Origin of the sequence: Rhizobium giardinii bv. giardinii H152 (genome assembly GCF_000379605.1) — a bacterium.
Taxonomy (GTDB): domain Bacteria; phylum Pseudomonadota; class Alphaproteobacteria; order Rhizobiales; family Rhizobiaceae; genus Pararhizobium; species Pararhizobium giardinii.
Window position 1 is genome coordinate 114,723 of record NZ_KB902757.1, and the last position, 16,158, is coordinate 130,880.

General features: G+C 61.5%; 18 protein-coding genes. 11 read left to right on the forward strand and 7 right to left on the reverse strand.

Annotated features, from left to right (window positions below; all coding sequences use genetic code 11):
* Nucleotides 1-152: 152 nt before the first annotated feature.
* The 4 genes from moaB to A3AY_RS0133670 all read right to left on the reverse strand — a co-directional run bounded on the left by moaB (nt 153) and on the right by A3AY_RS0133670 (nt 4,726).
* On the reverse strand, nt 153-695 hold the full coding sequence (moaB, locus tag A3AY_RS0133650; protein WP_018330063.1) for a molybdenum cofactor biosynthesis protein B: 543 nt from the start codon (nt 693-695) through the stop codon (nt 153-155).
* The gene (locus tag A3AY_RS0133655; RefSeq protein WP_018330064.1) at nt 682-1,611 is read right to left on the reverse strand and encodes a 4-(cytidine 5'-diphospho)-2-C-methyl-D-erythritol kinase; all 930 of its coding nucleotides are present in this window, start codon (nt 1,609-1,611) and stop codon (nt 682-684) included. Before A3AY_RS0133655 ends, moaB begins: the two co-directional genes overlap by 14 nt.
* Before the next feature lie 13 nt (nt 1,612-1,624).
* Nucleotides 1,625-3,445, reverse strand: coding sequence for a tetratricopeptide repeat protein (locus A3AY_RS0133660; RefSeq protein ID WP_018330065.1), 1,821 nt, complete (start codon nt 3,443-3,445; stop codon nt 1,625-1,627).
* 264 nt (nt 3,446-3,709) lie between these two features.
* On the reverse strand, nt 3,710-4,726 hold the full coding sequence (locus A3AY_RS0133670) for a polyprenyl synthetase family protein (protein WP_026204105.1): 1,017 nt from the start codon (nt 4,724-4,726) through the stop codon (nt 3,710-3,712).
* Nucleotides 4,727-4,835: 109 nt separating this feature from the next.
* Between A3AY_RS0133670 and A3AY_RS0133675 the strand changes: the two genes are divergently transcribed.
* The 4 genes from A3AY_RS0133675 to A3AY_RS0133690 all read left to right on the forward strand — a co-directional run bounded on the left by A3AY_RS0133675 (nt 4,836) and on the right by A3AY_RS0133690 (nt 7,004).
* Nucleotides 4,836-5,060 (forward strand): putative signal transducing protein, encoded by a 225-nt coding sequence (locus tag A3AY_RS0133675; RefSeq protein ID WP_018330068.1) that lies wholly within the window; start codon nt 4,836-4,838, stop codon nt 5,058-5,060.
* Nucleotides 5,057-5,836 carry a tRNA1(Val) (adenine(37)-N6)-methyltransferase gene (locus A3AY_RS0133680; protein WP_018330069.1) on the forward strand — a complete coding sequence of 260 codons (780 nt, stop codon included), beginning with the start codon at nt 5,057-5,059 and terminating at the stop codon, nt 5,834-5,836. The genes A3AY_RS0133675 and A3AY_RS0133680 overlap by 4 nt, the downstream gene beginning before the upstream one ends.
* Nucleotides 5,837-5,920: 84 nt before the next feature.
* Complete coding sequence (locus A3AY_RS0133685; protein ID WP_018330070.1) at nt 5,921-6,787, forward strand: S49 family peptidase; 867 nt, start codon at nt 5,921-5,923, stop codon at nt 6,785-6,787.
* A gap of 28 nt (nt 6,788-6,815) precedes the next feature.
* The gene (locus tag A3AY_RS0133690) at nt 6,816-7,004 is read left to right on the forward strand and encodes a hypothetical protein (protein ID WP_018330071.1); all 189 of its coding nucleotides are present in this window, start codon (nt 6,816-6,818) and stop codon (nt 7,002-7,004) included.
* Nucleotides 7,005-7,207: 203 nt separating this feature from the next.
* On the opposite strand, the gene A3AY_RS36875 is transcribed toward A3AY_RS0133690, so the two are convergent.
* Nucleotides 7,208-8,149: a LysR substrate-binding domain-containing protein gene (locus A3AY_RS36875; RefSeq protein ID WP_018330072.1), complete on the reverse strand. Its 942-nt coding sequence runs from the start codon at nt 8,147-8,149 to the stop codon at nt 7,208-7,210.
* A 191-nt stretch (nt 8,150-8,340) separates the two neighbouring features.
* Between A3AY_RS36875 and A3AY_RS0133700 the strand changes: the two genes are divergently transcribed.
* The 4 genes from A3AY_RS0133700 to A3AY_RS0133715 all read left to right on the forward strand — a co-directional run bounded on the left by A3AY_RS0133700 (nt 8,341) and on the right by A3AY_RS0133715 (nt 11,283).
* The gene (locus tag A3AY_RS0133700) at nt 8,341-8,865 is read left to right on the forward strand and encodes a cupin domain-containing protein (protein ID WP_018330073.1); all 525 of its coding nucleotides are present in this window, start codon (nt 8,341-8,343) and stop codon (nt 8,863-8,865) included.
* A gap of 53 nt (nt 8,866-8,918) precedes the next feature.
* Nucleotides 8,919-9,851 carry an EamA family transporter gene (locus A3AY_RS36880; RefSeq protein WP_112851163.1) on the forward strand — a complete coding sequence of 311 codons (933 nt, stop codon included), beginning with the start codon at nt 8,919-8,921 and terminating at the stop codon, nt 9,849-9,851.
* 226 nt (nt 9,852-10,077) lie between these two features.
* Nucleotides 10,078-10,233 (forward strand): hypothetical protein, encoded by a 156-nt coding sequence (locus A3AY_RS39560; protein WP_018330075.1) that lies wholly within the window; start codon nt 10,078-10,080, stop codon nt 10,231-10,233.
* Between the two features lie 87 nt (nt 10,234-10,320).
* Nucleotides 10,321-11,283 carry a glycine--tRNA ligase subunit alpha gene (locus A3AY_RS0133715; RefSeq protein WP_018330076.1) on the forward strand — a complete coding sequence of 321 codons (963 nt, stop codon included), beginning with the start codon at nt 10,321-10,323 and terminating at the stop codon, nt 11,281-11,283.
* Nucleotides 11,284-11,317: 34 nt separating this feature from the next.
* Here A3AY_RS0133715 and A3AY_RS39565 read toward each other — a convergent pair whose 3' ends face one another.
* On the reverse strand, nt 11,318-11,455 hold the full coding sequence (locus A3AY_RS39565) for a hypothetical protein (protein WP_018330077.1): 138 nt from the start codon (nt 11,453-11,455) through the stop codon (nt 11,318-11,320).
* Between the two features lie 361 nt (nt 11,456-11,816).
* Nucleotides 11,817-12,014, reverse strand: coding sequence for a hypothetical protein (locus tag A3AY_RS0133725; protein ID WP_018330078.1), 198 nt, complete (start codon nt 12,012-12,014; stop codon nt 11,817-11,819).
* A 204-nt stretch (nt 12,015-12,218) separates the two neighbouring features.
* Here A3AY_RS0133725 and A3AY_RS0133730 point away from each other — a divergent pair, with 204 nt between their 5' ends.
* From A3AY_RS0133730 to A3AY_RS0133740, 3 genes are all read left to right on the forward strand, one after another.
* Nucleotides 12,219-12,767, forward strand: coding sequence for a LemA family protein (locus tag A3AY_RS0133730; protein WP_018330079.1), 549 nt, complete (start codon nt 12,219-12,221; stop codon nt 12,765-12,767).
* A 91-nt stretch (nt 12,768-12,858) separates the two neighbouring features.
* The gene (locus A3AY_RS0133735) at nt 12,859-14,133 is read left to right on the forward strand and encodes a 3-phosphoshikimate 1-carboxyvinyltransferase (RefSeq protein WP_018330080.1); all 1,275 of its coding nucleotides are present in this window, start codon (nt 12,859-12,861) and stop codon (nt 14,131-14,133) included.
* A 31-nt stretch (nt 14,134-14,164) separates the two neighbouring features.
* Nucleotides 14,165-16,102 carry a DUF2207 domain-containing protein gene (locus A3AY_RS0133740; RefSeq protein ID WP_018330081.1) on the forward strand — a complete coding sequence of 646 codons (1,938 nt, stop codon included), beginning with the start codon at nt 14,165-14,167 and terminating at the stop codon, nt 16,100-16,102.
* Nucleotides 16,103-16,158 lie beyond the last annotated feature (56 nt).

Here is a 16,158-nt window from a genome sequence, read left to right on the forward strand (position 1 = left end):
AAGGCTGAAAAGGTCTTGCCGAGCGGCCGAAGCCGCGCCGTCGTATACTTCCCACAGTATTCGTGTTGCCGATGAGGAGAGTTTTATACCGGCGCGCGCGCAGGCGCTGTTCCGGATGGAACAGGAAGGAGAGAGGTCGCAGGGGAGAGGCGTCAGCCGCGCTTCAGATGCTCGTCGAGCCTCGGCATGATCTCGACGAAATTGCAGGGCATGTGCCGGTAGTCGAGCTGCTGCTTCAGGATGCCGTCCCAGGCATCGCGGCAGGCGCCGGGCGAGCCCGGCAGCACGAAGATGAAGGTGCTATTGGCAACGCCGCCGGTCGCGCGAGACTGTATGGTGGAGGTGCCGATCTTCTCATAGGAGATGCGGTGGAAGACGGCGGAAAAGCCATCCATGCGCTTCTCGAACAGCGGTTCCACCGCCTCCGGCGTCACGTCGCGCCCGGTAAAGCCCGTGCCGCCCGTGGTGATGACGACATCGATCGCGTCTGCGAGCGTCCAGGCCTTGACCTGGGCTGCTATCTTCTCCTTGTCGTCGGGGACGATGGCGCGGGCCGCGAGCCGGTGACCGGCATCGGCGATACGGGCGGCAAGCATGTCGCCGGAGCGGTCGTCGGCGAGCGTGCGGGTATCGGAGACGGTCAGGACCGCGATGCCGAGGGGAACGAAGGGTTTCGTCTCGTCAATGCCGGCCATGATGGTCTTCCTCTCCATTGACGCTGTTGCAGGCAAGAACGTACCAGTTCGGGTGATCCGTTGAAAGAACGGCGGCGGCCGCGTCTCTTTCGTCGGCGGTTTCAAACAGCCCGAAGTAGGTGGCCCCCGAGCCGGACATGCGCACGAAAGCCGCGCCTGCCTCGATAAGCGTGTCCGAGACGGCGCCGATGGCTGGTTCCAGAATCCGCGCCGGAGGCTCAAGATCGTTGCGCATGTCTTTCAGCGCCTCGATCCAGTCGCTGCCAACAAGCGCTCCGCGGGGGATAACAAGCGCCGGATTGGTCTTGTTCGTCAGCGTCCGGAAAATCACCGGCGTCGATACGGCAATGAGCGGATTGATGAGAAGGATGGGAAAAGACGGAAGTGGCAGCCCCTCAAGCTCTTCGCCGATGCCGCGGGCAATCAGCGGCCGTCCTTCAAGGCACATCGGCACATCGGCGCCCAGTTTCAGCGCAATGTCCTGCAGGTGACCGCGATCGAAACGAGCTCCCCACAGCTCCAGCAATCCGAGAAGTGCTGCTGCCGCATCCGCCGAGCCGCCGCCTATGCCTGAAGCGACAGGCAGGTTCTTTTCGAGATGTAGGTGAACCGGCCCGGCCGCCATGCCGCGCTCAACCAGATGCGCCCGCAGGAGATCACGCGCCCGCAGCACCAGATTGCCGGACGCGCCTTCACCCGTCAGCGGCAGGTCGGTGGAAAACCGGCCCGAGACGGTGAAGCGGTCTTCCGCCCAATGGGAAAAGCCGATGCGGTCTCCCGCGTCGGCGAACGTCACGAGGCTTTCGAGGAGATGATAGCCGTCCGGCCTCTGACCGACGACATGCAGGGCAAGGTTGATCTTCGCCGGCGCCAGCCGCGTCAGCGCAAAACCTGGAATGCCGTCTTCAGTCGTCATCAGAGGGCGGGGATCAGGACTTCTTGCCCGCTGCCACGTTCGGAGCGACCTTCTCGGGCACGGTTTCCGCCGCCGCCGGGACCCTGGTCTCAAGTGGCGGCAGGCCCCTTTCGATCTTTGCCTTGATCTTCGGAATCTCCGCCTCTTCCGGCTTCAGCGCGAGCGCCTGGTTCCACTGGAAAACGGCTTCGAGCTTGCGTCCGACGCGCCAGTAGGCATCGCCGAGATGATCGTTGATCGTCGCATCGCCCGCCATGAGCTCTGCGGCGCGTTCGAGTTCGGTCACGGCGTCGTCGAAGCGGTTCATGCGGTAGTAGGCCCAGCCGAGCGAATCGACGATGTAGCCGTCATCCGGCTTCAGCTCGACCGCCTTGCGGATCATGCCGAGGCCTTCCTCGAGATTGATGTTCATGTCGACCCAGGAATAGCCGAGATAGTTGAGAACCTGCGGCTGTTCGGGATTGAGCTCAAGAGCCTTCTTGAAGCTCGGCTCGGCCTTAGCCCAGATTTTCTGGCGCTCATAGGCGATGCCGCGCTGGAAGAAGATCGTCCAGTCGCCGCGCTGCGGCACCGGCCCGATCGCCTCCACCGCGCGGTCGTAAACCAGCCCCATCTCCTTGTAATCCTTGGCATCGGACAAGACGCTGCCATAGGCGATGTAGCTGCGCACATCTTTCGGATCGAGATCGATCAACGCCTTCAGGTGCTTCTTGGCTTCCTCCACCTTGCCGATCGAGGCGAGGCTCAAGCCGAGCTGCATTTCGGAGAGCCGGCGCATCGGCGAATTTTCCGGAACGCTCTTGTAGAGCGCGATTGCCCGTTCCGGCTTCTTCAGGTTTTCGGCAATGCCGCCGAGCATGACGAGGATATCGGCGCTTTCCGGATCGAGCGCCCGGGCCGTCTGCAGATAGAGCGAAACGATATCTTCCGCGCCCTCACGGTTGAGGGCCGCACCGATCGAGAAGAGCACGGCAGCGGCACCCTGGGCCGCGCTGCGGACCTGTTGTTCCTGTGGCTTGCCGTCTTCGATGCTCTTGCGCAGCGCCTTCAGCGGGGCATAGTTGTTGATGAAACCTTCGCCCACGGCAACGGCGTCGAGCGCCTTGCGCTTGTTGCCGTCGCGGGCTTCCAGTTTTGCCAGCGCAACGACGGCGCGCATGAAGGTATCCGGCGCGGCGGTGCCGCCTTCGCGATCCAGAACGGCGTCGTTCAGCTTCGAACGGGCCGTGGATTTATCGCCCGCAGCAAGCGCGATGGCACCTTCGTTGTAGGATTTGAAGATCTTGAACCATTCCGGCCCTTCCATGGCGCTGATCCCGGCGATCGCCTCCTTTGGCTTGCCTTCTCCGGCCTTCGCCCAGCCGAGCAGCAGGCCGTTCATCAGCCGGTCGAGATCGTTCGGTCCATCATAATTCAGGATTTTCTGGGCATGGCGGTATTCGCGCTTGCGGATCGCCTCGACGGCCCGGGCGATCGTGGTGATGCGCTCGACGGAGCTGTCGGACTTCAGCTCTTCGGCAAGCTTCACGCCTTCGTCGAATTCGCCGTTCATCAGAAGCGTGATCATCAGGCGCTGCTTGACCTCGACATTGTCCGGCTCGAATTCGAGCGCCGTGCGGTAGAGCCTGGTCGCTACATCGAGGTCGTGATCGACATCGGCGGTGCGGGCGGCGAGGAACGCGCCCGAGAAGCTGTTGACCGAATCCACATCGAAAGGCTTGCTTTCCTCCACCGCGGCCTTTTCCTCGGCAAAGCTCTGGGAAGCGCCGAAAATCGACGCCAGGGCCAGGAACGCTGCGCCGCTGAGCAGGCGAAGAAGGTGTTTTTGCCGCATGACAAGCCTTTCGTTACGGTCGGCGCCCCTTGGCGCCGACGCCGGATTCGCGCGGAATCAGTCCCAAATCATTAGCGTATAACCCGGCAAACCGGAATCGGTTTGAGCGCTGAGCAAGACGCAATTCGACAGGTTGCCGTCAAGATCTACCGCCTTCGGTTGCGCCGGTGACGTGGCAACGATGTCATCATGAACGCACAGCATGGCTTTTTTGGCGCGGTGCGGCAAGAATTTCCTCGAAGGCTTCCGGGCGGGATCGCCGGATCAGCTTACCCGCTCGATGCAGAAATCGATCACCTCGAGAAGCGCCGCCTTCCACGGAGACTGCGGCAAGGGCGCAAGCGCGTCGCGGGCGATCGTCCCATAGTGCTGAGCCCGGGCGATCGTATCGCTCAGGCCACCATAGCGGGTGATGAGACCGAGGGCCTTTTCGAGGTTCTGGTCGTCGCTCTTGCCGCCCTCGATCGCCTCGCGCCAGAAACTGCGCTCGTCGGCCGTGCCGCGGCGGTAGGAGAGGATCACCGGAAGGGTGATCTTGCCCTCGCGGAAATCGTCGCCGACATTCTTGCCGAGATCGGCGGCCTTGCCGCCGTAGTCGAGTACGTCATCCACCAGCTGGAAGGCGAGGCCGAGATTCATACCGTAGGATTTCAGCGCGTTGCGGCTCGCCTTGTCGGTCTTGGCGACGATGGGGCCGACTTCCGCGGCAGCGGCAAACAGTGCCGCCGTCTTGGCGCGGATGACCGAGAGATAGTCGTCCTCGGTTGTTTCCATGTTCTTGGCGACGGAAAGCTGCAGCACCTCGCCCTCGGCGATCACCGAAGCTGCCGTCGAAAGCACGTCGAGCGCCTCCAGCGAGCCGACATCGACCATCATGCGGAAAGCCTGGCCGAGCAGGAAGTCGCCGACGAGAACGCTCGCCTGGTTGCCCCAGATCATCCGCGCCGTCGATTTTCCGCGTCTGAGATCGCTTTCATCGACCACGTCGTCATGCAAAAGCGTGGCCGTGTGCATGAATTCGACCGAGGTCGCGAGCTTCACATGCGCGTCGCCGGTAAAGCCGAACATCGAGGCGGAAGCGAGCGTCAGCATCGGCCGCAGGCGTTTGCCGCCCGAGGAAATCAGATGGTTCGCTACTTCCGGGATCATCTGGACGTCGGAACCGGCCTTGGACAGGATCAATTGGTTGACGCGCTCCATGTCCGCCTTCGTCAGGTCGACGAGCGGCTTCACGGATGCCTGTTTGTTTTTGCTGTCTTCCAGCGGTATCACTACGCCCAACGCAAGGCACTCCTGTTCAAATTCCAGTTCGGACAATAGAAAGGGGGCCTTGTGGCGGCAAGAGGCGAATTGTCCCGCTTCCTCAAATAAGGCAGGAAAACGATCACGAATGAAGGAATTGATCCGCACCAACGACGCCGTCGTCCTTTCCTTCGCCGAGAGCCTGATGAAGGAGGCAGGCATCGGCTGCTTCATCGCCGATCAGGGCATGAGCATTCTCGAAGGCTCGCTCGGCCTGCTGCCCCGCCGTTTTCTCGTCGATGAGGACGATGCAGATGAAGCGCGACAGATCCTGATCGATGCCGGGCTCGGGGCGGAATTGCGCGACCAATGACAACTGCCAAGTCCGAAACCGTCGACAGCTTCCACCGCGGTCAATTCCACGTGATCCAGCCGCTGGGGCAGGGGCACCGGTCCGGCATGGACGCGATGCTGCTTGCCTCGCTGGTCGCCTCCGACAAACCGCTCAGGGTTGCCGACCTCGGCGCAGGTGCTGGAGCGGCCGGCATGGCCGTTGCCTCGCGGCTCGAGAATGCGCAGGTGCTGCTGGTCGAGCGTTCGCCGCTGATGGCCGAGTTTGCCCGCAAGAGCCTCGCGCTGGCGCAGAACGAGCGGTTCAGTTCCCGCGCGTCCGTGCTTGAAGCGGATGTCGCGCTCACCGGCCGGGCGCGGGTCGCCGCCGGCCTTCCCGACGATACGTTCGACCACGTCATCATGAATCCGCCCTTCAACCATGCGTCCGACCGCAAGACCCCCGACGCCCTGAGGGCCGAGGCGCATGCGATGAGCGACGGTCTGTTCGACATCTGGATCCGCACCGCAGGCGCCATCATGAAGCCCGGCGGGCAACTGTCGCTGATCGCCAGGCCGGAATCGATCGCCGAGATCATCCGCGCCTGCGGCCGCCGGTTCGGCGGCATCGAGATCACTGCCCTGCATCCGCGAACGGGCGAAAACGCGGTGCGAATCCTCGTCACCGCCATCAAGCAGAGCCGTGCCCGGCTGGCGCTGCGGGCGCCGCTGATCATGCACGAGGACGGCACGCACAAATTCTCCGCCTTCGTCGATGACCTGAACAACGGTCGCGCCGCCTATCGTCGCCGGCGATGATTTTCGCGGCACCGCCATTGCGTTTGGCCTGTCAATGCATACATGCCATCACGAAAAACAGAAAAGTGAATGCAGGGAGTTGAGATGGCCCGATTTTTCAGAAGGCTTTTGCCGAGGCGTTTTCGCAAGGAGGGGCTGACGATCCCGGTCGTCAGGCTGCACGGTGCGATCATGGCCGGCGGCAGCCAGTTTCGCCCGCCGCTCAACCTTGCTTCGGTTGCTCCGGTGCTCGACAGGGCCTTTTCGATGAAAGGTACGCCGGCCGTAGCCATCTCGGTCAATTCGCCTGGAGGCTCGCCAGTGCAATCGCGGCTGATCTACCAGCGTATCCGCGATCTCGCTGAAGAGAAGAAGAAGCGCGTCATCATTTTCGTCGAGGATGTCGCGGCGTCCGGCGGCTATATGATCGCGCTGGCCGGCGACGAGATCATTGCCGACCCGACCTCGATCGTCGGGTCCATCGGCGTCGTTTCCGGCGGCTTCGGCTTTCCGGAACTTTTAAAGAAGATCGGTGTCGAGCGGCGTGTTTATACGGCCGGCAACAACAAGGCGATGCTCGACCCCTTCCAGCCGGAAAAGGAAAACGAAATCGAGTATCTGAAGAGCCTGCAACTCGAGATCCACGATATCTTCATCGGCATGGTCAAGGCGCGGCGCGGCCACCTGCTTGCCGACACGCCGGATATCTTCTCCGGCCTGTTCTGGACTGGCAAGCGCGGCCAGGAACTCGGCCTTGTCGACAGTCTCGGCGACATGCGCGGCGAATTGAAGAAGCGTTTCGGCGAGAAAACCGAGTTGCAGCTCGTTTCCGCGTCGCGCGGCCTGTTCGGCAGGCGCCAGCCCGGAGCCTCCTTGGCAGGCGGAATGGCGGAACGCGTCGCGGCTTCGGCCGTTTCCGGTCTTGCGGAGGTGGCCGAAGAAAGAGCATTATGGGCCCGCTTCGGCCTTTGATCATCTTGAAGGAAACGGGGGAGGAGCGATGCCGCAACTTATTCTTCTGCTGCTGTTTGCAGCCATCGCCTGGATCGGCTACCGCAAGTTCGTGGCCGACGCCGAAAAACTCGCCCGGCGCCAGCAGGACGTCCGCCGCCAGCAGGAAACCGGCACACAGGGCACGCTGGTCAAGGACCCGGTGACGGGAGAATACAGGCTGAAAAAGCCGGAGTGATTTCTCGCGTTTGCTTCAGAGTGCGACAACATCGTCAAGCCGCATTGGAGCAGGCCGCCCACGGTGGATGGGCCGTCGCAAGTGGGCATGTTGGGTTCGGCCCAGTACATTGCTCAAATGCCGAGTACATTGTTCAAATGATGGCGAAGCTCTGTGAGCACAACGGTTTGTCGCGTGTCCTCCCGCGTGGACGAACTACAAACTCAGACTGTTTTTCGCGTGAGAATTTTGTGTTGACGGCCGTTTTGCCGTTGATTCGGCGAAAACGAGGCCGCTCCCACGCCGAGATCAGCTCGAATCTCAGCAGCAAGCGCCTTAACTGCCGGCGCGCTGTAGGTTCCGTTCGATTGAAGCAGGCAAATATCGAGGAACGGCAGAGACGGAAATCCGTCCTCCGGTGTAATTATTCTCATGTCATCGGGAACCGAGCATTTTGCGAGGGCCGCGACAGCAAGACCCGCCCGTACAACGGTGAGAAGCCCGGCAACACTAGGGCTTGAAAAAGCAATACGGTATGATCGCCCATATTCGCGCAGCGCCTCGATGACCAAGGCCCGACCGACGCAACCCGGCTGGAAGAGCGCCAGCGGCACAGTACTTTCTTGATGGATGGCATGATGCATCGACGTGACCCACACCATCGGTTCGGATCGAAGGAATTGGGCATCAGAACCGCTTGATCCACGGGTGACAATCGCAAGGTCTATCCTGCGATCGGCAACCAAGCGGGACAGGGCGTCGCTCGGCTCACAAGTAACCTGAACTTCGACATTAGCATATTGACTGGCAAACCGGTCAAGAGCGTTCGGAAGCAGCGAACTGACATAGTCCTCTGGAGCACCCAAACGCACTGTGCCGACCAGGCTGGTCATTTTCAACATCGCCCTGGTTTCTTCGTGGAGTTCAACAAACCGCCGGGCGTGGGCAAGAAGCGCTTCTCCACGTGAAGCCAAGAGTCTACGACGACCATCCCGCTTGAAAAGCGGGGGGTCTCCAACAAGTTCTTCAAGTCGCTTCATCTGCATGCTCACCGCCGATTCCGTTCTCCCGATCCGCCCAGCCGCTCCGGAAAAGGAGCCGCTGTCCGCTATCGCGACAAGGGTGATCAGAAGCTGCGGATCGATTGGATCATGAGCATTGAGCATGCCGAATACTTAAGCATCCCTGATGTTTGACTTCAACTGAATTCGTTTGAATCTACGCATTCGCCCCCCTTAAATAAACCTATGCATGCATGGTTAAGTATCTGCTATTTAAGGAAAATTTGCCGCATGCTGCCAGCGCAGACATTTCCGCTGGGCTCTCCCAAGCACCAATGCAACAAAGGGAAAATTCCATGTCGAATATGCATCATTTCAAAGAAACCGTATTCCGGAAATTCGAGTCCGGTGATTTCTTTCGCGCGAGCTCGAAAAACTTTCCCGCACTGAAGGGCCTCGCGGTTCAGGGGCTTGATCTCGCACCCGGCGCCGTTCGCGAGCCGCACAGCCATCCGAATGCGAACCAACTCGACTATTGCGTCAGCGGCGAAGGACGTGTCGGGATCGTCGGCCCGGAAGGTGAAACGCACTATCTGGACCTCAAGCCCGGCGACATATCGTTTGTGCCTCAGGGATTTCTTCACTGGATCGAGAACACCGGCTCTGAGCCCCTGAGTTTTCTGGTCGTTCTGTCCCATGAAGAACCGCAAACCATCGAACTTTCCGAGATGCTGACGGGTGTGCCCGATGCGACGCTTGCCAACATGTACGGCGTTCCCGAAAGCGTCTTCGAGGCTATTCCGGACCGCACGGTCGTTATCGGTGGCGGCTACGGCCGTGAACCCGCGAGCGCTCCGCTGAAGATGGTGGCTGCGGAATAGAGACCAACAGACCCGGCCGCACACGCGGTCGGGTCCATTTGAGGGAAAAGGCGATGTCGACAAGCGCACGGGGTAGGCTCTCTTTGGGGGATATCGGCCTGCTCATTCTGGTCGCGTTTGTCTGGGGGTTCAACTTCGTTGTAATCGCTGTCGGACTGAACAGTTTCCCGCCCCTTCTGTTTTCTGCGCTTCGTTTCCTCGTCTGCGCGTTGCCGGCCGTCTTTTTTGTTCCACGCCCCGCAGTGAGGGTGCGCGACCTGATAGGTCTTGGCATCGTGCTTGGCATCCTTCTTTTCGGCTTCCTCTTCGTCGGCATTCAAGCAGGTATGCCGGCGGGGCTTGCATCGCTCGTCATGCAGTCGCAGGTCTTCTTCACAGTGGTGCTGGGAGTTGCGTTGCTCGGCGAGCGTCCTCGTCCATTGAACTGGCTTGCCATCGTAATTGGATTCTTCGGTATTGCTCTTATTGCATCCGCGCGCGGCAGCTTCGACAAGGCCTCCGCGCTCATGCTCGTTCTTGCCGGCGCGTTGTCGTGGGGTGTTGCAAACCTCATGATGAAGAAGATGCCAAAGACCAACATGATGCACCTGATGGTATGGATCAGCCTGATCCCTCCTGTCCCGCTTCTCCTTTTGTCCCTGGCCTTGGATGGTTGGTCCACTATCGAAATCTCGTTGGTGGACATGAATTGGCGGGGCATCGGCGCGATACTCTACACCGGACTTCTTTCGACGATTTTTGCCTACGGTGTGTGGGGAAATATGCTGCAACGTTACCAGACCGTCCAGGTGACCCCATTTGCACTTCTCATTCCGTTGTTTGGTCTGGTATCAGCCTTCCTGTTCCTCGGCGAGCAGCACGGTGTAGTCGATGTGGCGGCTTCGTTTCTGATCCTAACCGCGCTGGCCATCAACGTGTGGGCTCCACATCTGGAAGCGATTTTCCGTAGTCCATCGGCCAAGCGCCTAAAATCTTTTCGTGAATAATGACAAGCCAGTCTGTGGCCGGCCGCGGATAGTATCCGCAAACAACGACGCCACGGACGAAGCGCATTGTCGTTTTTGGTATGCCCGAGATGTGACATTTAAGAAATGAAACATGCCGACAGAAAGATCTTGCATATGCCCTTGGAAGTGATGAAGAGGGCGATTTCGGCGAGCGTCTCAGAGACGTGACGGACGAGGAGCTTCGTTCGATCCTTGAAGGGCCGCCATGCAGGTTTCAAGGTCGGAAAGCGGTCTGGTCCTCGACGAGCCTGCCCACACAATGAAGCAACGGCAGGTCGAGTCGCTGGAACGCATCAAGGCGGTTGCGAAGCATCTGCCTGCCGACTGGAAATTCGAGCGTGACGAAGCAAATGCGCGCTGAGGGCTTTCGCCACACTTCCTCCGCCCCTTGACCCCTTTCGCCCGTCATGGCACCAGACAGCCAGCACATTCAACCTGGACTGACGCCATGACGACCGCCGCCCTGCCGGACCATATGAACCCGAAGCGCTCCTTTCAGGCGCTGATCCTCACGCTGCACAATTACTGGGCGGACAAGGGATGCGCGGTCCTGCAGCCCTATGACATGGAAGTCGGCGCCGGTACCTTTCACCCGGCAACGACGCTGCGCGCCCTTGGGCCAAAGCCCTGGCGGGCGGCCTACGTCCAGCCGTCGCGCCGCCCGACCGATGGGCGCTACGGTGAAAACCCCAACCGCCTGCAGCATTATTACCAGTACCAGGTGATCCTGAAGCCAAACCCGTCAAACCTCCAGGAACTCTATCTCGGCTCGCTCGCGGCGATCGGGCTCGACCCGCTGCTGCACGATATCCGCTTCGTCGAGGACGACTGGGAAAGCCCGACGCTCGGCGCCTGGGGGCTCGGCTGGGAATGCTGGTGCGACGGCATGGAAGTGTCGCAGTTCACCTATTTCCAGCAGGTCTGCGGCATCGAGTGCTCGCCGGTTTCGGGCGAGCTCACCTACGGCCTCGAACGCCTTGCGATGTATGTGCAGGGCGTCGACAACGTCTACGACTTGAACTTCAACGGGCGTGAAGGCGACGAGAAGATCAGCTATGGCGACGTGTTCCTGCAGGCCGAGCAGGAATATTCACGCCACAATTTCGAATATGCCAACACCGCCATGCTGCAGCAGCATTTCGTCGACGCCGAAAAGGAGTGCCTGTCCCTGCTCGCCGTCGGCGCGCCCGACAGCGGCGCCAACGCGATGCTGCACAAATGCGTCTTTCCGGCCTACGACCAGTGCATCAAGGCCAGCCACGTCTTCAACCTGCTCGACGCTCGCGGCGTGATTTCGGTGACTGAACGGCAGAGCTATATCCTGCGCGTGCGCGCGCTGGCCAAGGCTTGCGGCGAGGCGTTTCTGCTGACCGATGCAGGCGGTGTCAACCTCGTGGACCGGGCGGCCTAAGGCAATCTTCACTTAGGTTCGACCGAGGCGGCGCCTAGCGCCTGTCCGTGTGGATGCGCACCGGCACGAGGCTCTTCTGCCGCTGGTCCAGTTTCTGCGCCCGACTGGCCGCCATGTGGCTCACGCCGATGAGAACCAGTGCCGAGAGGGTGATCATCAAAAGAATGGTCATGGTTCAAGTCGCACTTCAATAAGAGTTTGGCGACGCTCTTGGCCTGCGTTGCGCCGTAAGGTTTCGAGGCGGCCATCCTGGCCCATGCCGCAGCCCAAATTGGCCATGTATTAGAAAATTATGCGATAAGGATACGCTTTATCCGGCCGCTCGCAATCACCAGTTATAGCTAGATCCCTCGCCGGCTTGTCTGCGGGGATGGCCGGTATCCAAACACTCGCCTTTCGCGGTGAAAGGTGGGGGATCACAGGCGGAACTTCGATCGTCAGCAAGCGATGGTCGGCCCTCGCTATCAGGCCGACATTGGGTTTCATCGCAATCTGAACATTTGTCGGCGTTTAGGTCGGATGTGGGAAAGAGTTCAGACCCGGTCGCTGGCATCGACGCCGATCTTCCAGACCGGCTTCAGGGTCGGATAGGCGCCGGTCGGAAGCTGGCCGGCGTAGGTCTGCAGGGCGCGGCGGACGCCGGTCGGCTTTTCCACGGAGGTGGTGCTCGCATAGGCGACGAACAAAGCCGAGAAGGCGATGACGTTGATGAAGGTTGCGAGCGTTTTCATGGTGCCGTTTCTTTTCGGTTTGGCGTTGACTTGATGGAGGGACTATCGGCCAAACGGCGCCGTCGCGCGGTTCCCGGAGGAACAGGGCAGGCGCGATGGCAATGCGAAAACAAGACGGAAGAGGCGGCGGTGGAAAATTGTCTTCCAACGGTGGCGCACGATGCTTAAGTTGCAAAAAAACCTGTCTGGCGGAAGGAAGCCTCGATGATCGGTCTCGCTATTGCTGCGGTCGTGATCCTGTACGTGATCTTTATCTACAACGGCCTGGTGAAGGCGCGTCAGGTAAAGGAAGAGGCGTGGTCCGGCATCGACGTGCAGTTGAAGCGCCGCGCGGATCTCATTCCGAACCTGATCGAGACGGTCAAGGGCTATGCCGCCCATGAGAAGGGCACGCTGCAGGAGGTCGTCGAGCTTCGCAGCAAGGCGCAGGCCGTGCCCGCCGGCGATGTCGCCGGACGGGCCACCGCGGAAGGCATGCTCAGCCAGGCGCTCGGCAAGCTCTTCGCGCTGGCGGAAGCCTATCCCGACCTCAAGGCCAACCAGAATTTCGCCGAACTGCAGCAGTCGCTGGAGGAGATCGAAAGCGAAGTGCAGATGGCCCGCCGCTATTACAATGGCGCGGCCCGCGACCTGAATGTCAAGGTCGAGAGCTTCCCGTCCAATTTCATCGCCGGCCCCTTCGGCTTCGCCAAGGCGGCGTATTTCGAGATCACCAACGAAGCCGACCGCGCCGTGCCGGTCGTGAAGTTTTGATCTATCGCCAAGCGCCATTCCGTCGTAGACGGCTGTCGACAATCGATAGAGCGCAAGCCTAAAAAACCCGGCGCCGCAGGTATCAAGAGACATGAGCATGAGCAACGCTGACCAGAAACTGACCATCCTCCCGCCGGGCCATCCGCTTGAGGGCCGCGTCAGCCCGCCCGGGTCGAAGTCGATCACCAACCGGGCCCTGCTGCTCGCCGGCCTTGCCAAGGGCACGAGCCGGCTGACCGGTGCGCTGAAGAGCGATGACACGCGCTATATGGCCGACGCCCTGCGCGCCATGGGCGTTACGATTTCCGAGCCGGACGACACGACTTTCGTCGTCACTGGAACGGGTAAGCTGTTGCCGCCCGAAAAGCCGCTTTTCCTTGGCAATGCCGGCACCGCGACCCGCTTCCTGACGGCGGCCGCAGCGCTCGTCGATGGCACGGTGGTGGTCGATGGCGACCAGCACATGCGCAAGCGGCCGATCGCGCCGCTGGTCACGGCGCTGCGCGCGCTCGGCGTGACGGTCGAGGCCGAAACCGGCTGCCCGCCGGTCACGGTGTCCGGCAGCGGCGATTTCGGCGCCGATCGCGTCACCATCGATGCCGGCCTGTCCAGCCAGTACGTTTCTGCCTTGTTGATGGCGGCGGCGGGCGGCACGCGCCCGGTCAACATCGAGCTTGCCGGCGAGGAGATCGGCGCGCGCGGTTACATCGACCTCACCGTTGCCGCCATGCACGCCTTCGGCGCCGAGGTCAGCCAGGTGAGCCCGTCCATCTGGCAGGTCGCCCCGACCGGCTATCGCGCCACCGACTATGTCATCGAGCCGGACGCCTCGGCCGCCACCTATCTCTGGGCGGCGGAAGTGCTCACCGGCGGCAGCATCGATCTCGGCGTCGCTGCCACCTCGTTCTCGCAGCCCGACGCGAAATCCTATGAGGTGATCGCCCGCTTCCCGCATATGCCGGCCATCATCGACGGATCGCAGATGCAGGACGCGGTGCCGACGCTCGCCGTGCTTGCCGCCTTCAATGAGACACCGGTGCGCTTCACCGGGCTTGCCAATTTGCGCGTCAAGGAATGCGACCGGGTGCGGGCGCTGTCCACCGGCCTGTCGAACATCCGCCCGGGGCTCGGCATCGAGGAGGGCGATGACCTGCTGGTCGCTTCCGACCCGAAGCTCGCCGGCCAGACGCTGCCCGCCGATATCGATACCTTCGCCGATCACCGCATCGCCATGAGCTTCGCGCTGGCGGGGCTGAAGATCAACGGCATCACCATCCTCGATCCCGGCTGTGTGGCGAAAACCTATCCGCGCTATTGGGATGAGCTCGCCTCGCTCGGCGTCGATTTCGAAGGCGACAGGCCGTGAGCGGGCGTATCGCCATCGGCCGGAGGTAGGAATGAAACGTCTCCTCGCGGCGCTCGGTCTCGTCTGGCTGTTTCTGGCCCTGGGCGGTGCCGTGCGGGCGGAGGAAATGTTCACCTCCTATCATTCGGATATCGGGCTGGCGCAGGACGGCACGCTGACCGTCACAGAGACAATCAGCGCAATCGTCGAGGGCGACCGGATCAAGCGCGGCATCTACCGTGATCTCCCGCTCACCTTCACCGACGCCAGCGGCCGCACCGCCAGGGTCGATTTCAAGCTCATCTCGGTCGAGCGCGACGGCAGTGCGGGGCCCTATCGCACCGAAAGCATCAAGGGCGGCATCCGCATCTACAGCGGTGATGCCGACGTCTTCCTGTCGCGCGGCGAACACACGTTCCGGTTCACCTACGAGACGGCCCGCCAGATCCGCTTTTTCGACGATCACGACGAACTCTACTGGAACGTCACCGGCACGGATTGGGCCTTTCCTATCGAAGAGGCCTCCGCAACGGTCACCCTGCCATCCGGCGTGAAGGCGCAGGCGCTCGACGTTTTCACCGGCCGATACGGGGCAACCGACAAGAATGCCCGCGCGGTCGAGGAAGGCGACGAACTGATGTTCACCACGACGCGCCGTCTGCAGCCGGGCGAGGGGCTGACCATTGCCATCAAGATGCCGAAGGGCAGCATCGAGCGACCATCGGCTTCCACGGAAAGGCTCTGGTGGTTCCGCGACAATCTGGCCGCCATCATCGCCATCGCCGGGCTCGTGATCGTCGTCCTCTATTACTCCCGCGCCTGGTTCAAGGTCGGCCGCGATCCGGCTCGCGGGGTGATGGTGCCGCGCTGGGACGCGCCGGACGGCATCTCGCCGGCGCTGGTCAACTACATCGACAACAAGGGCTTTTCCGGCGAGGGCTGGACGGCGCTTTCGGCCGCAGCACTCAACCTCGCCGTCGGCGGCCATGTCGTCCTGGAGGACCTGAAGAATTCCCTGGTCATCACCAGCACCGGCAAGGCGAGGGCCGGTCGCTTGCCGACCGGTGAGGCAGCACTTCTGAAGGCCGTTGAAGATCAGGGCGGCAAGCTGGTGATCGACAAGGCCAACGGCAAGATCGTGCAGAAGGTCGGTGCCGATTTCCGCAGCGCCATGGAGCGAGAGCATCGCGGCAAATACTACAAGGCCAATACCGCCTACGTGGTCGGCGGCGTCGTCCTGTCGGTCCTGTTCCTTCTTGCTATCTTCCTTTTCGGCGAACTTGATGAGGAAAACATCGGCCTCGTCATCGTACCGGTTGCCGCCGCCTTCTTCGTGTCGGTCTTCGCCGTTGGTTTCGGCAAATCCTTCCGCAGGCAGGCGAGCCTTGCCGCGCGCATAGTCTCGGTTGTCGTGCTCGGCTTCATCGGTTTCGTCGCCGTTTCGGTGTTTTCCGGCGTCTTCGCTTTCCTCGTCTTCGAGGCGGTGTCGTCGCATCAGCTGCCGCTGCTGATTGCCGTTGGCGGCATCGTTCTCGTCAATCTCCTGTTCTTTCTCCTCATGGGCGCGCCCACGCCGCTCGGTGCCCGGATGATGGACGGCATCGATGGCCTGCGCCAATACCTGACGCTTGCCGAGAAGGAGCGGCTGAACATGGCCGGCGCGCCGGAGATGTCGCCGCAGCATTTCGAAATACTGCTGCCCTACGCCGTTGCCCTCGGCGTCGAAAAACCCTGGTCGGAGACCTTCGATCGCTGGCTGCTCACCGCCGCTGCCGGGGCCGCCGCAGCCGGGTACCAGCCCGCCTGGTACCACGGCGACAGTTTCAGCGCCGGTTCCTTCGGCGACCGCATGGGCGGCTTTGCCGGCTCGATGGCCGATACCATGACCTCGTCCCTGCCGCCCCCGCCCAAAAGCTCGTCGTCCGGCTTCTCCAGCGGCGGCGGCTTCTCCGGCGGTGGCGGCGGAGGAGGTGGTGGGGGAGGGTGGTAGGTCGCGGCCAGTTTCAGGAAATGTATCATCCGATGATTCTTGACGCATCCAATTCA